This window comes from Prosthecobacter sp. (assembly GCF_034366625.1).
Lineage (GTDB): Bacteria > Verrucomicrobiota > Verrucomicrobiia > Verrucomicrobiales > Verrucomicrobiaceae > Prosthecobacter.
Map to the genome: position 1 here is coordinate 349,372 of NZ_JAXMIH010000008.1, position 14,294 is coordinate 363,665.

Sequence of the window (14,294 nt, forward strand, 5' to 3'; positions counted from 1 at the left end):
ATGGCGTGTTCCTCCTCATTCATGAACCTCATCATCTTCGACCTCGAAACGACCGGCTTGTTACCCTCCCAGCATGAGATCATCCAGATCGCGGCAATGAAGGTACAGCACGGACGTTGGGATGCAGGCGAGTATTTTGACAGCTATGTGCGACCTGAGAACCACATACCCTCGTTCATCACGAAGCTGACGGGGATCACGCAGGCTCAAGTCGCGGATGCGCCGTCGCCGGTGGACGTTTTGATGCAGTTCTCCCGCTTCGTGGGTCAGAATGCGACATTGATCGCGCACAACGGCCTGCGCTTTGACATGCGCTTCATCGCCGAGAACTGCATGCGTCACGGCATCCCGGTGCGCGAGACGAGTGCATTGGATTCGCGGTCGTTCTCACGCAAAATCTGGGGCGGCAAAGGCGGCCATGGCCTGGACGCGGTGCTAAGCCGCTTAGGTCTCTCAAGCGAGGGCGTAGTGCGTCACGATGCGCGTGGCGATGTGCAACTGCTGGCGCAGGCAGTACGGCAGATGTGGACACGGCTGACGCCTAGCTTCCAAGAATGTCCGGTGGATTGCTCCGTGGGCGTGATTCCGGCGCTGGTCTGAACCGCACACGGAGTGTGCGGACCACTTCGCTCAAACGGCCAGGATCAACTTCTCGTGAATGCGGGAGACGACCATGTCGGCGATGGGGCCGTTGCCGAGTTTGGCGAGGGCGTCGGCGAGGAAGCCTTCGACGATGAGCTTGCGGCTTTCGCCGTCGGTGATGCCGCGGGCTTTGAGGTAGAAAAGTTCTTCGTCGCTGATGGGGCCGCTGGTGGCACCGTGGCTGCATTTGACCTGGTCAGCGTTGATTTCGAGGCCGGGGAGGCTCGTGGCTTCGGCTTCGTCGCTGTTGAGGAGGTTGCGGCAGGTCTGGTAGGCGTCGGTGAAGTGCGCCTCTTTATCGACGGTGATGAGGCCGCTAAAAATGGAGCGCGATTTGCCGTAGAGCGCGTTTTTGTAAAGAAGGTTACTGGTGGCGTGCGGGGCCTTGTGGTTTTGCAGCGTGCGTTGATCGACGATTTGATCGCCGGTGGGCAAGGCGACGCTGAGCATGTCGCTGTGAGAGCCTTCGCCGAGGAGATCGCTGACGCTTTCGCTGCGGCTGAACTCGGCGCCGAGCTGGACCTGGAAGTTTTTCACCTGCGCATCGCGTGCGGTGACGGTGCTGGAGAGATGCATGGCTTGCGCCTTCTCGCCCAGTTCCTGGCAGGCGATGTAACGGATGCGGCTGCCTTTGCCGGCGACGAGATCGGCTACGGCGAGGCTGAGGCCGGTCTCGGCCTTCCAAGTGCGGTAGTGATCGACGACGGTGACATCGGCGTTGTCCTCGGTGACGATGAGCGTGTGCGGGAAAATGGCGGCATGCTCGGCGGCGATCCAATGGAAGATTTCGATGGGTTGCTCAATGGCGATGCCTTTGGGCACCAGAATGACGAGTCCGGCCCGAACGTGCGCCAGATGCAGTGCGGCGAACTTGGCGGAGCCGAGCGTCATCTCGCGCTGCATGAAGTGCTGTTGGAGAAGTGCGGCTTGGGATTGCAGCGCTTCTTCGAATGGCAGGCAGATCACACCGGCGGGCAATCTGTCGGTCTCGGCAACGACGAGACGGTCATTGACGAAGACAAAGCGTGCGGCGGTTTCGGCGAGGCCTGACGATGCGGCAACGGCTTCGGCTTCAATGTGCTCATTGGCAGCCGCAGCGGGCTGGTAGGTGCTCAATGCGATCTTTTTGGCGTTGGAGTAGCGCCAGGCTTCGTCCTTGAGGCCGGGGACCGGTAGGGATTGGAAGTTGCTCCATGCGGCAGCGGATTTTTCGAGGAACCAAGCGGGCGCAGCAGACGTTTCGCGAGCAGGAGCAATGATTTCGAGTCCGGCAGGTGGCGCGGCGACAGGAGCGGCTTCGGAAGGCATGGAGGAGGTCTGGGGAACTGGAGCGAGAGTGGGCATGCGTGCGAACAATGGCGATTGCTTGAAGATAGTGGCTCGTCGTGAGCGTTAGCCGACACTGCCCTCCATTTCGAGGTCAATGAGGCGTTTGAGTTCGACGCTGTATTCCATCGGGAATTCCTTCGCGAGGTCGTTGATGAAGCCGTTGACGGACAAGCTCATCGCTTCGGCTTCGCTGAGGCCGCGCTGCATGAGGTAGAAGATTTGATCGGCGCTGACCTGGCTGACGCTGGCTTCGTGCTGCGTGGAGTGCTGGTTGCCACGGACGCTGATGGCGGGGTAGGTGTCGGTGCGGCTGTTGGTGTTGATGAGCAGGGCGTCGCACTCGGTGTTGTTTTTGCAGCCTTTGAGATGCTTCGGGATGTGAACGAGACCGCGATACGTGGCGCGGCCCTGGCCGATGGAGATGGATTTGCTGATGACGTTGCTGGTGGTGTCATCGGCGGCATGGACCATTTTCGCGCCGGTGTCCTGATGCTGGCCGCTGTTGGCGAGGGCGATGCTGATGACTTCGCCACGGGCGCGTTTGCCCTTCATGATGACGCCGGGGTATTTCATGGTGAGGCGGCTGCCGATGTTGCAGTCGATCCATTTCACGACGGCGTCTTCATGCGCGATGCCGCGCTTGGTGACGAGGTTGAAGACGTTGCTGCTCCAGTTCTGCACGGTGACGTACTGAATCTTGGCACCTTTGAGGGCGACGAGTTCGACGACGGCGCTGTGCAGGGTGGCGGTCTCGAACTTCGGCGCGGTGCAGCCCTCCATGTACATCACTTCCGCGCCTTCATCGGCGATGATGAGGGTGCGCTCAAACTGGCCGAACTGCTCGCTGTTGATGCGGAAGTAGGCCTGGAGCGGGTGTTTCACCTTCACGCCGGGCGGGACGTAGATGAATGAACCGCCGGAGAAGACGGCGCTGTTGAGCGCGGAGAATTTGTTGTCGCCGGTGGGGATGACTTTGCCGAACCACTTCTTGAAGATCTCGGGGTGTTCTTTGAGTCCCTCGCTGCTGTTGACGAAGATGACGCCCTGCTCGGCGACGGCGGCTTTGATGTTTGAGTAAGCGGCCTCGCTGTCGTATTGCGCTTCGACACCGGCGAGGAATTTGCGTTCCTGCTCGGGGATGCCGAGACGATCAAAAGTCTTCTTCACGTCCTCAGGCACATCGTCCCAGGAGCGCTTCGGCTTCTGGCCGTCGCTGAGGTAGTAACGGAATTCGTCAAACTTGATGTTTTCCAAATCCTTCGTGGCCCAATGCGTGGGCATGGGTTTGTCGAGGAAGACCTTGAGCGCCTTTTTGCGGAACTCGCGAATCCAGTCGGGATCACCCTTCACATCGCTGATGTAGTCGATCGTTTTTTCGGTGACGCCGAAGCCGGAGTCGAACTTGTTGCGCTCGGGGAAGGTGAAATCGCCAACGTTATCGACCTTGATGTCGGAGATGTCGTTATCGACGGGTTCTGGGGCGGTGACCATGATGTTAAAATTTGGCGGGTTTCAGGTTCAAAGTTTCAAGTTGGGGCTTAGCCAACCTTCGAATGCTTGGTTTTGGCGGCGAGGAGGTCGAGGAAGCGGTTGTAGTCGGCTTCAGAGGTGAAGGCGGTCTTGGGGAGCCAGTGAAACATGAGGCGCTGGAGGTAGATGAGCGCTCCCTCGGGAGTGGTCTTTGATTCAAAAACTTGGTTCCAAGAAAGCGCGCTTTCAAGACCAGGTGCCTTCAAGGAAAATCCCTCCTCACCAAACACAAACTTGATTTTCTCACCACAAGCCGGGCTGCTCCTGATAGACTTTTCCATGATGCGTCGCTCCAAAACCAGCACCAGCACAGCGAATACCGCAATCCCCAGTAAAATACCGCCCACTGTACGATCTACCCCTGCGGAATAGACAAGTTGATAAAGCCCGACCACAGCTACCAAGGGCAGCATCCACTTTGTGGCTTTCTGCCATCCATGGGCACACTTATGCCAACGATAAGCCACGCGCATGGATGGCACATCAAAGACTGTCTGGACTGTAATCTCTTCGTTCATTGATTCAGTTATGCGGCAGCGGCGAGAGGCTCCTCATGGACCCAGTCGTAGCCCTTGGCTTCGAGTTCGAGAGCGAGCTCTTTGCCGCCGCTTTTGACGATGCGGCCGTCTTTGAGGACGTGGACGATGTCGGGCTGGATGTAGTTCAGGAGGCGCTGGTAATGCGTGATGACGAGGAAGCCGCGGTTCTCGCTGCGCATGGCGTTCACGCCGCGGGAGACGATTTTCAGCGCGTCGATGTCGAGGCCGGAGTCGGTTTCGTCGAGGATGGCGTATTTGGGCTCCAGCATCATGAGCTGGAGGATTTCGTTGCGCTTCTTTTCACCGCCGGAGAAGCCTTCATTGACGCTGCGGCTGGTGAAGCTGCGGTCCATTTCGAGGGCGTCCATGCGGGCATACATCTGCTTGTAAAACTTCACGGCGTCGATGTCCTCGCCCTTCGGCAGGCGGGCCTTCAAGGAGGCGCGGAGGAAGTTGGCGTTGCTGACGCCGGGGATCTCGTGCGGGTATTGGAAGGCGAGGAAGAGGCCGGCGCGGCTGCGGGCATCGACGGCCATGTCGAGAATGTTTTGCCCATCGAGCAACACTTTGCCGCTGGTGACTTCGTAGTCGCTGTGGCCGCAGAGGACTTTGCTCAGCGTGCTCTTGCCGGAGCCGTTCGGGCCCATGACCGCGTGGACTTCACCGGGGTTGATCGTGAGGGTGAGGCCTTTGAGGATTTCGCGGCCGGGGATCTGGGCGTGGAGGTCTTTAATCTCGAGTGACATGTGGGTGCTTGGGGGGAGGAAATTAAGATTTGGCGGCGCAGGTCTGGCAGGTGCCGTGGATGGCGAGGTCGGTGCGGGTGACTTTGGTGCCAGCAGGGAGATTCCAGAACTTGGCGGGGTCGAAGTCGGCGTTGGGATGCGCGTCGATGACTTTGCCGCAGGTTTCGCAGTGGAAATGGACGTGCTCGTGGAGGTTCGCACAGTAGCGGGACTGACCGCGCTCGAGGTGGACGAGCTTGATCAGGCCGTGGGTGGTCAGGTGCTCCAGGCAGTTGTAAACCGTGGCAAGCGACATGCCTGGGCTGCGACTTTTCACGCGGTCCAAGATGTCGTAGGCCGTCGGGTGGTCGGTGGAGGCAGCGAGAATGTCGAAAACCTCGCGGCGGTGGGGTGTCAGACGCACGTCAGCACCCAGCACGGCGAGACGGCAGTCCAAACCGGAGGCTTTGGCAGGAGATCGTGGGGTAGAGGGGGGCATAGCGATTTAGAATTAGAATGATTCTAACTGCATTGGAAACGCCTCTTTGGCAAGTGGCGGATGCCTTTCCTTGGAAAAAACTTTCCTCCCAGTCACGCCAAATCCCCCACAGCGTGCTACAGCCTCCGGCATGACCCGCACCCAAACCGAAGACCTCCCCTGGACCGCGCAAAACTCCCCCAAGGGCAAGTATGGCATCCAGCGCCGCAGTGTCTCGCAGGGGGCAGGCGGCCAGAAGGACATCGGCACCTGGGGCGGCGGCCACCCCTTTGACCTCGAAATCCACCGCATCCCGGCTGGAAAGATCAATTTCCCGCTCCACGAGCACGCCGCCCAGTGGGAGGCCTATTACATCCTCTCCGGCAGCGGCAAGGTGCGCACGCCGAAGGGCAAGGAGGCCATCCAAGCCAGTGACTACCTCGTCTTCCCACCCGGCGAGGCGCACCAGCTCATCAACACCGGCTCCGAAGACCTCACCTACATCGTCGTCGCCGATCAGCCACAGGCCGATGTCATCCACTACCCCGATTCCGGCAAATGGATGGTCAAACCGCAGCGCAAGGTCTTCGAAATGGCCGAGGCCGACTACTTCAAGGACGAGGAGTGAGCCAATCCGCGCGCAAGCATTCTGATTTCACGATCACGAAACACAGGCATGCTGCGACATGAAACCATCCATCCTCGCCACTTGTGCTTTAGTTGCACTGCTCGCCAGTTGCCGCACCACGCCCACGCATCCAGCCGAAGACCAGGTTTTCGCCCCAGTACGCACCGTCCTCGAAACCAACTGCGTCCATTGCCACGGCGACAACCGCCTCTCCACCATGCCGCCAATCAACGACTCGCATGCGCTTGCGAAGCTGATCGGCACGAACTGGATCGTCCCCGGCAAACCCGAAATGAGCCGTTTCTTCCAGGTCGTCATTTTCCCGGACACCATCCCCGGTGCCATGCCGCCCAGCGGTCATGCCATCAGCAAGAACGATGTCCAAATTCTGCGTAGTTGGATTCAATCCGGTGCGGCGGTGCCAACGGGAGCGAACATCAAGTTCACCCCACGCGGCGCAATGCCACGCTCGATTTAGCTACGCTTTCGGGCGTTCGCGTCCGCGCGCCAGCTCTCGCAGCAGTTCGAGCTGGATCTCCTGCACTTCCATCAGTCGCGTCGCGTGCTGGTGTAGCAGGTAGTCCATCTTTTCGTGCAGGTGCCGGATCTCGAGCTCCGCCTTCAGATTCACCTTGTAGTCACCTTCGGCGCGCTGCCGGTCACGCGCCTCCAGACGATTCTGGCTCATCATGATCACCGGTGCCTGCAGCGAGGCCAGAAACGACAGCAGCAGGTTCAGCAGGATGAAGGGAAACGGATCAAATGGCCGCGTCAGCAACAGCCCGGCGTTCACCACGATCCACAGCATCAAAAAGCCGCAGAACGTGAGGATGAACGTCCAACTCCCGCCGAAATCCGCAATCTTGTCCGCCAGCCGCTGGCCAAACGTCAGATGCTGAATCTCCTCATCTGCCGACAGCGGTCGCTCGCTCAGCACCTCTTGCTTGTGCAGGCTCTCCACGACTTCCTCATCGAGCTTGGTCAGATCGCCGACCTGTTTCTCCAGCAGCGTGCGCACATACTCCAGCCGCGCCGCATTCACCGCCTCCATGCTCAGCAGCGACCCATCCTTCAGCTCCGGATGCCGCTCCCGCAGCGTCTGCGCGATGCTCGGCTGCAACGCCCGCAGCGGCACCAGTTTGGACACCGGCAATGATTGTCCGGTGACAGCGCAACTGCCTTGGCCTTGAGCCTGCGTTCGTGACGGTTCCATGCCCGACAATACATCACCGGCACATTCGTCATTCGGAATTCGTCATTCGCCATTTTCCGCCTACCCTTCGCGCCCGCTTCGCCTCATGCCGCACATCAGTTATCCGCCCGATCTTCCCATCACGCCGCGTCGTGACGAGATCGTCGCGGCCATTCGGCAAAACCAGGTCGTCATCCTCGCGGGCGAAACGGGTTCTGGAAAGACGACACAGCTTCCGAAGATGTGCCTCGAAGCGCTGCATGATGTGCGCGGCCAGATAGGCTGCACGCAGCCGCGTCGTGTGGCGGCGATGAGTGTGTCCAAACGTGTCGCCGAGGAGCTGAATGTCCCCTGGGGCCGTGAAGTCGGCTGCAAGATGCGGTTCAGTGACGACACGAGCCGCGACACGCGCATCAAGTTCATGACCGACGGCATCCTGCTGGCCGAAATCCAGAGCGATCCCATGCTGCGGGCCTATTCCGTGCTCATTCTCGATGAAGCGCACGAGCGCTCGCTGAACATCGACTTCCTGCTCGGTTATCTCGTCGGTTTGCTCAAAAAGCGGCCCGATCTCAAACTCATCGTCACCTCCGCCACCATCGACACCGAGGCGTTTTCCGCCGCGTTCGGTGGTGCGCCGATCATCGAGGTCTCGGGGCGGCTTTACCCGGTCGAGATTCGCTATGCGCCGCTCGTCACCGAGGAAGACGACTTCGGCTTCATCGACGGTGCCGTCTCCGCCGTCGAAAATGCGCTCATCGAGACCGATGACGGCGATGTGCTCGTCTTCATGCCCACCGAGCGTGACATCCGCGACACGCGCGATTTGCTCGATGGCCGACTCGGCGCAGGATTCGAAGTGCTCGCGCTCTATGGCCGCATGGCCTCCGCCGAGCAGCAGCGCATCTTCTCGCCGGGCCGCAAACGTCGCGTCGTCATCGCCACGAACGTCGCGGAAACGTCCATCACCATCCCGCGCATTCGCTACGTCATCGATACCGGCCTCGCCCGCATCAGCCGCTACAATCCGCGCACGCGCACCAAGCGCCTGCCGGTCGAGGCCGTGTCACAAAGCAGCGCGAACCAGCGTGCGGGCCGCGCCGGCCGTGTGCAGGATGGCATCTGCATCCGCCTTTACTCGCAGGAGGATTTTGAAAAGCGCGACCGCTTCACCATGCCGGAAATCCAGCGGGCGAACCTCGCCGAAGTCATCCTGCGCATGAAAGCCTTCAAGCTCGGCGAGATCGAGGACTTCCCCTTCCTCAATCCGCCCGTCAGCGCCTCCATCCGCGCCGGTTACGACCTGCTGCACGAACTCGGCTCGCTCAACGAAACGCACGAGCTCACGCCCCTCGGCCGCGAACTCGCCCGCCTGCCTCTTGATCCCACGCTCGGACGCATGCTCTTGCAGGCACGCATTGAGAAAGCCTTGCCCGAACTGCTCATCATCGCCGCCGGTTTGAGCATTCCCGATCCACGCGAGCGCCCCGAGGAAAAACGCGAACTCGCCAACGCCGCGCACAAAGCCTTCGCCGCGCCCGAATCCGACTTCCTCACGCTGCTCAAGATCTGGAACGCCTGCCCTGAAACCACCGGCAAATCACGCAACGCACTGCGAAAGTTCTGCAAATCCAACTTCCTCTCCTTCACCCGCATGCAGGAGTGGCGCGATGTCTGGAACCAGCTCTGCGACTGCTTCAGGGATGACTTGAGAAGAAGTTCTCCCGCAGATTCAGAAAACCCACAGATTGGTAATGAAAATCAATCTGCGGGTTCTCTGAATCTGTGGGAAAAACAATCCGATGCCATCCACCGCTGCATCCTCGCCGCGCAGCTCGGCCACATCGCGATGAAGGAGGAACGCAATCTCTACAAGGCTGCTGGCAATCGCGAAGTGACCGTCTTCCCAGGCTCAAATCTTTACGAACGCCGCGAGAAGAACAGCAAGGGCAAACCCGGCCAGGACAAAGGCCGCCAGCCGCCGTGGATCGTCGCGGGCGAGATCGTGCAGACCACGCAGCTCTTTGCGCGCACCCTTGCGAAGATCGATCCGAACTGGATCGCCGAACTCGGCGCGCATCTTTGCACGCACAAATACAGCGAGCCGCATTGGAACCTCAAATCCGGCCGTGTGCTCGTCACGCAGCGCACGCTTATTCACGGACTAGAGGTGAAGCGCCAGCACATCGACTTCCTCAAGGTCGATGCCGTTGCCGCCACGCAGATGTTCATTCGTGCCGCGCTCATCGACAACCAGGAGGTGCCCATCACGCTGCGCTTCTACGCGCACAACAACCAGCTTCGGCAGAAGATCGAGACCATGCTCACCCGCGTGCGCAACAACCGCGTCTATGCCATCGAGGAGCGCCTGTTCCGCTTCTACGACCAGCGCATTAAAAACGTCTCGTCCATTCACGATCTCAACCGCGTCGTCAAAGAGCACCTCGACGAGCAACCCAACTTCCTCTGCGCCACCGAGGCCGATCTCACCGCTGGCGAGGACTTCGAGTGCGACCTCCAGCAGTTCCCCGACAAAGTTTCGCTCGGCAACACCGCGTTGCCCGTCACCTATAACTACAAACCCGGCGAAGAGCACGACGGCGTCACCGTGCAAGTCCCCGCGCAACTCGCTGGTCATCTCACCAGCGGCCAGGTGCAGTGGATGGTGCCCGGAAATCGCGAAGAACTCGCCAACGTCATGCTGCGTGCGCTTCCAAAAGTCATCCGCCGCCAGTTGATGCCCATCGACCCCAAAGGACGCGAAATCGCCGCCGCCTTCGATCCTGGACGCGATGACTTCCTCACCGCGCTCGCCGACTTCATCACGCGTCGCTACCGCATCCACGTCCGCGCCGAAGACTGGCCGCCGCAAAGCCTGCCCGCGCACTTGCAGCCGCGCGTTGAAGTGCTCGATCCCAAAAACAACAGCGTCATCGCCTCCAGCCGCGATCTCGACACCATTCGCACTAGCGTGCAAAAGCAGGACGTGCGTTCCGATGCCTGGGATAAGCTTTTGCCACGCGTCGAACGCTTCGCGCTCAAATCCTGGTCCTTCGGCGACCTTCCCGAGACCATTCTCGTCGAAGAACTCAACGGCACGCCCATCCTCGGTTATCTCGGCCTCGTGCTCCGCGAGGGCGAGATCGACGTCCGCCTCTTCCGCACCCAAGCCGAAGCCGCACGCGGCACCCCGCCTGCCATTCGTCAGCTCGCCGAGAACACGCTCTCCAAAGACCTCGCCTGGCTCCCCAAAGAACTCCGCAGCATCAGTGCACCGGCTTCGAAGACCCAACAACCCGCCAGCTTCCAAGCAGCCCTCTCCCAGCTCGCCACACCCATCGCTGCTGCCACGCCAGCCTCCAATCTCAGTACCCAAGCCCACGAGCACATCCTCGCCCACATGCTGCGCCTGCAGCCCGTCTTCCCGCTCACCGAGAAACGCTTCTTCACCCTCTGCGAAACCGTCCGTCGTGATCTCCCCGTCGTCACCCATCGCGTGAAGACCCTCTTCACCCAGATCCACGACCAGCGCGCCAAACTCCTCGCCTCCGCCAAACGCTACCCCGGCCTCGAACAAGACCTCGCCCGCCTCATTCCCACCGACCTCCTCGCCACCACGCCCCACGAGCAGCTTCAGCATCTCCCGCGCTACTTAAAAGCCATCCAGATTCGCAACGAGCGCTGCCTCGCCAATCCCGCCAAGGACATCGAGAAATACAACCTCATCGCCGATTTCGACGGCTGGCAATCCCACGTCCCCAAATCCCAGCACGAAACCTTCCGCTGGATGATGGAAGAGTATCGTGTGCAGGTTTTTGCTCAGGAGCTTGGGACCGCACAGCCGGTGAGCGTGAAGCGGCTGGAGGCTCTGTGGGTGTGACAAGACTTGCGAATACTGGGAATGAAGATGACTTTCATCCATGCTTAGGATCGCCTTTCTCTTTTTGGCATGCTCCGCTCTAACATCCGGCTTGTTAGCGCAGGACAACAAAAACAAGCACGTCGAAACGCTCTCCGAGCTGAAGGGTGTTTACTCCGCAGACTTCAATCACGATGGCTCCGTTGTTGTGACGCATGGACCTGACAGCAGGATTGGCTTGTGGAGCACGGCGACTGGTGCAGCGATTCAAGGCGATCTCAACAGCGAAAACGAATGCATCCATTATTTGCTGGATCGCGACCACAAGGTCTTTGTGGCGATATACAAGCAGCACAAACCCGTGGTGTATGATGCGACCACAGGCTTGGCGTTGTCGCCTGCGCTGGACGTCGAAAGTATCGGGCCATGGGCTGACAAAGGCGCATTTTCTCCTGATTTAACATCTTTGGTGTTCTTTGATGACTCTCACACGCCTCATGTGCTGGATGTGCTCAGCGGAAGAAATCTCAAGAGCCTCCACGGCGAGACCAAGCCGAGTGACGACACCGAAAGCAGTCTGCGGACAAAGTTCACCGCTGATGGTGCCTATTGCTTCATCATGGACACTCATGGAGTGGTCACGCGCTATGAAACCAAGAGCTGGAAACCAGTCGGCACAGCACTGTCACATCCTTATCGTGAAGGCTACTCTTACGGCTTCAGCACTTCGGACGACAGCAGTCTTGCCGTCACGCATGATGGTCCTGGCGAAAACGGCCCCAAGGGCCATTTGCAGCTTTGGGATGTTTCGAACGGGAAGCCAATAGGCAAGAGCTTCGAGGCGCAGAATGGCCTGACTGGCAGATTTCTGCCTGACAACCGGCTTTTGATCTCGCCCGGACGAGGAAAAGCGACGGTGCATGAGATTCCGTCTTTGAAGAAGCTGTATGAGCTTCGGCAGCATGATGATGTGGAGGGGCCGAGAGTTGCCGTCTCCCAGGATAAGAAACGATTGTTGTGCTGGGGATATGACGGTTCGCTAGACTGTTGTGATGTGGATGATGGAAAGTATTTGGGCGGCTTTCACAGCAAGGCGCAGATTCGAGACGTTCTTCTCTCCAATGATCTCAGCCACTGCCATGTCGTGCTCGACAACACGAGCTTCATGCAGCTTGGTTACCACGATTGGTATCTGATCAAACTGAGCCTGCCAGATCTCAAAACTGTGAAGTCAATCCGTGTGCTTGACTGGCTCTCCGATGCCAAAGTTTCGTCAAACGGCTTGCGACTGATGGTGCGGCAGGGGTGGTCAGGCCGAGAAAAGGTTCGAATCTTTGATGGGCAGACGCTGGAAGAAATCCAATGGCTCCGAGCAGCGGATGTCCGATAACGAAGCGCCGGAAGACTGATGCCCAGTTTGAAGTTCGCTAACTGGACGGATTGATCTCCCAAGCCCAAAGGGCTTGCGTCATGCAGCCCAGGGTTCGCAGAACCCTGGGTCTCCAAACAAAACACCCTTCATCTCAAGGGCGAACCCCAACGGGGTTCCGTCCATCATCGCTACGCCATAAAGCCCTTTCTCACCGCGTTTGTCTGCCAATGAAACTCACTGTCTTACTCGCCGTTTTCGCGTTCACCTCCCTCCACGCCGCCCCGTCCCTCATCCTCCATCACGGCAAGGTCATCACCGTCGATCAAGCCTTCCGCATCGCCGAAGCCGTCGCCATCGACGCGAATGGACGCATCACCGCCGTGGGCACGAACGATGAAGTCCTCGCGCTGAAGGCTGATTCCACGCAATTGCTCGATCTCGGCGGCAAAACGCTGCTGCCCGGCCTCATGGACTCGCATGTGCATCCCGGCGCGGCGATGACGGAGTTCGATCATGAGATTCCGACGATGGAAACCATCGCCGACGTGCTCGCCTACATCGCCACACGCGTCAAAGCCTCGCAGCCCGGCGAACTCATCCTCGTGCGCCAGATTTTCATCACCCGTCTCGAAGAAAAGCGCTATCCCACCCGCGCTGAACTCGACCGCATCGCGCCGAACAATCCCGTCGTCTTCTCCACCGGCCCGGACTCGATGCTCAACAGTCTCGCGCTCAAGCTCGGCGGTTACAGTCGCGATTTCAAAGTGCCGGAAGGCAGCGCGGGCAAGATGGAAACCGATCCCGCCACCGGCGAGCCCACCGGTTTACTACGCAGCCTCGGCCACAACGTCAAAGCGCCCTCCTCCGCCAAATCACCCACTGCCGACGACACGTATCGCCGCACCGTCGAACTCTTCCGCGATTACAACGCCGTCGGCCTCACCACCGTCGCGGATCGCGATTCCAGCCTGAAGAGTGTCGAGAATTACGAGAAGATGCTCGCGAAAGGCGATCTCACCGTGCGCATGCGCGTCTCGCCCGGCATTCCCAGCATGAGCCTCTGGCCTGCGTGTGAAAAGGCCATCGACGAAGTCGTGCAGCATCCGCGCACCAAGCCCGACCCCATGCTGCAAATCACCGGCACGAAGGTGTATCTTGATGGTGGCATGCTCACCGGCAGCGCGTGGATGATCGATCCCTGGGGCATCAGCGAAGCCTACGGCATCAGCGATCCACAATACCGTGGCGTGCAGAAGATCACCGCCGACCGCCTCAAGCAACTCGTCGAGAAAGTCACCGCCGCCGGACTGCAATTCACCGCGCACAGCGTCGGCGATGCCGCCGTGCAGCTCCTCATCGACACCTACGAGGACGTGAACCAGCGCCACAGCGTCCGTGCCGCGCGCAGCAGTGTCACCCATTGCAACTTCATGCACCCCGACTCCATCGCCAAGGCCGCCAAACTCGGCGTCTGCATCGACTTGCAGCCCATCTGGCTGCACATGGACGGCCGCACGCTCACGCACCATTTCGGCGACGAGCGCATGGCCCGCTTCCAGCCGTTGCGCGCCTGCTTCGATCAAAAAGTCATCGTTGGTGGCGGCAGCGATCACATGCAGAAGATCGGCTCCTTCCGCAGCATCAATCCCTACAACCCCTGGCTCGGCATGTGGACCGCCATCACCCGCAAAGCCCGCAAACTCGACAAGCCCGTCCACATCGAGAACGCCCTCACACGCGAAGAAGCGCTACGCCTCTACACCACCAACAACGCCTTCCTCCTCAAAAACGAACAGCACACCGGCAGCCTCGAAACCGGCAAGCTCGCCGACATGATTCTCATCGATCGCGATCCACTGACGTGTCCCATCGACGATCTCGTGCAGACCCAGGTGCTCAAGACGTGGCTCGGTGGCAAGATCGTGTTTGAAAAGCACTGATCCGAGATCCCGGAGGGATCAAAGCAGGTAGCCAGGGGTAAACTCGCGCAGCGAGTGCCA

Annotated in this window: 12 protein-coding genes; 6 read left to right on the plus strand and 6 right to left on the minus strand. The window is 59.7% G+C overall.

Annotated elements, in window-relative coordinates; all coding sequences use genetic code 11:
* Window positions 1-21 precede the first annotated feature (21 nt).
* Complete coding sequence (locus tag U1A53_RS09850) at window positions 22-600, plus strand: 3'-5' exonuclease (RefSeq protein WP_322280495.1); 579 nt, start codon at window positions 22-24, stop codon at window positions 598-600.
* A 30-nt stretch (window positions 601-630) separates the two neighbouring features.
* Here U1A53_RS09850 and sufD read toward each other — a convergent pair whose 3' ends face one another.
* From sufD to U1A53_RS09875, 5 genes are read right to left on the minus strand one after another with little or no spacing between them, the layout of a single operon-like run.
* Entirely contained in the window at window positions 631-1,986 is a 1,356-nt protein-coding gene (gene sufD / locus U1A53_RS09855) for a Fe-S cluster assembly protein SufD (RefSeq protein WP_322280496.1), read from the minus strand.
* Window positions 1,987-2,034: 48 nt separating this feature from the next.
* On the minus strand, window positions 2,035-3,462 hold the full coding sequence (gene sufB / locus U1A53_RS09860) for a Fe-S cluster assembly protein SufB (RefSeq protein ID WP_322280497.1): 1,428 nt from the start codon (window positions 3,460-3,462) through the stop codon (window positions 2,035-2,037).
* Window positions 3,463-3,509: 47 nt separating this feature from the next.
* Window positions 3,510-4,019, minus strand: a complete 510-nt coding sequence (locus U1A53_RS09865; protein WP_322280498.1) for a YcxB family protein — start codon at window positions 4,017-4,019, stop codon at window positions 3,510-3,512.
* Window positions 4,020-4,027: 8 nt separating this feature from the next.
* The gene (sufC, locus tag U1A53_RS09870) at window positions 4,028-4,786 is read right to left on the minus strand and encodes a Fe-S cluster assembly ATPase SufC (protein WP_322280499.1); all 759 of its coding nucleotides are present in this window, start codon (window positions 4,784-4,786) and stop codon (window positions 4,028-4,030) included.
* Window positions 4,787-4,808: 22 nt separating this feature from the next.
* Window positions 4,809-5,264, minus strand: coding sequence for a Fur family transcriptional regulator (locus tag U1A53_RS09875; RefSeq protein ID WP_322280500.1), 456 nt, complete (start codon window positions 5,262-5,264; stop codon window positions 4,809-4,811).
* Window positions 5,265-5,394: 130 nt separating this feature from the next.
* Between U1A53_RS09875 and U1A53_RS09880 the strand changes: the two genes are divergently transcribed.
* Together U1A53_RS09880 and U1A53_RS09885 are read left to right on the plus strand one after the other, a co-directional pair.
* A complete protein-coding gene (locus tag U1A53_RS09880; protein ID WP_322280501.1) occupies window positions 5,395-5,871 on the plus strand; it encodes a cupin domain-containing protein in 477 nt (158 codons plus the stop codon).
* 58 nt (window positions 5,872-5,929) lie between these two features.
* The gene (locus tag U1A53_RS09885) at window positions 5,930-6,349 is read left to right on the plus strand and encodes a hypothetical protein (RefSeq protein ID WP_322280502.1); all 420 of its coding nucleotides are present in this window, start codon (window positions 5,930-5,932) and stop codon (window positions 6,347-6,349) included.
* Here U1A53_RS09885 and U1A53_RS09890 read toward each other — a convergent pair whose 3' ends face one another.
* Window positions 6,350-7,084, minus strand: coding sequence for a DUF1003 domain-containing protein (locus U1A53_RS09890; protein WP_322280503.1), 735 nt, complete (start codon window positions 7,082-7,084; stop codon window positions 6,350-6,352). It lies immediately after the preceding gene.
* Window positions 7,085-7,169: 85 nt separating this feature from the next.
* Here U1A53_RS09890 and hrpA point away from each other — a divergent pair, with 85 nt between their 5' ends.
* The 3 genes from hrpA (at window position 7,170) to U1A53_RS09905 (ending at window position 14,234) form a co-directional block, all read left to right on the plus strand.
* Window positions 7,170-10,943 carry an ATP-dependent RNA helicase HrpA gene (gene hrpA / locus U1A53_RS09895; RefSeq protein ID WP_322280504.1) on the plus strand — a complete coding sequence of 1,258 codons (3,774 nt, stop codon included), beginning with the start codon at window positions 7,170-7,172 and terminating at the stop codon, window positions 10,941-10,943.
* Window positions 10,944-11,229: 286 nt separating this feature from the next.
* Window positions 11,230-12,312, plus strand: coding sequence for a WD40 repeat domain-containing protein (locus U1A53_RS09900; RefSeq protein ID WP_322280505.1), 1,083 nt, complete (start codon window positions 11,230-11,232; stop codon window positions 12,310-12,312).
* A gap of 209 nt (window positions 12,313-12,521) precedes the next feature.
* The gene (locus U1A53_RS09905; RefSeq protein ID WP_322280506.1) at window positions 12,522-14,234 is read left to right on the plus strand and encodes an amidohydrolase; all 1,713 of its coding nucleotides are present in this window, start codon (window positions 12,522-12,524) and stop codon (window positions 14,232-14,234) included.
* The last annotated feature ends 60 nt before the right edge of the window (window positions 14,235-14,294 follow it).

Coding starts and splice junctions, on each gene's coding strand:
- U1A53_RS09850 (WP_322280495.1), top strand. CDS start 22: ATGAACCTCATCATCTTCGACCTCGAAACGACCGGCTTGTTACCCTCC.
- sufD (WP_322280496.1), bottom strand. CDS start 1,986: ATGCCCACTCTCGCTCCAGTTCCCCAGACCTCCTCCATGCCTTCCGAA.
- sufB (WP_322280497.1), bottom strand. CDS start 3,462: ATGGTCACCGCCCCAGAACCCGTCGATAACGACATCTCCGACATCAAG.
- U1A53_RS09865 (WP_322280498.1), bottom strand. CDS start 4,019: ATGAACGAAGAGATTACAGTCCAGACAGTCTTTGATGTGCCATCCATG.
- sufC (WP_322280499.1), bottom strand. CDS start 4,786: ATGTCACTCGAGATTAAAGACCTCCACGCCCAGATCCCCGGCCGCGAA.
- U1A53_RS09875 (WP_322280500.1), bottom strand. CDS start 5,264: ATGCCCCCCTCTACCCCACGATCTCCTGCCAAAGCCTCCGGTTTGGAC.
- U1A53_RS09880 (WP_322280501.1), top strand. CDS start 5,395: ATGACCCGCACCCAAACCGAAGACCTCCCCTGGACCGCGCAAAACTCC.
- U1A53_RS09885 (WP_322280502.1), top strand. CDS start 5,930: ATGAAACCATCCATCCTCGCCACTTGTGCTTTAGTTGCACTGCTCGCC.
- U1A53_RS09890 (WP_322280503.1), bottom strand. CDS start 7,084: ATGGAACCGTCACGAACGCAGGCTCAAGGCCAAGGCAGTTGCGCTGTC.
- hrpA (WP_322280504.1), top strand. CDS start 7,170: ATGCCGCACATCAGTTATCCGCCCGATCTTCCCATCACGCCGCGTCGT.
- U1A53_RS09905 (WP_322280506.1), top strand. CDS start 12,522: ATGAAACTCACTGTCTTACTCGCCGTTTTCGCGTTCACCTCCCTCCAC.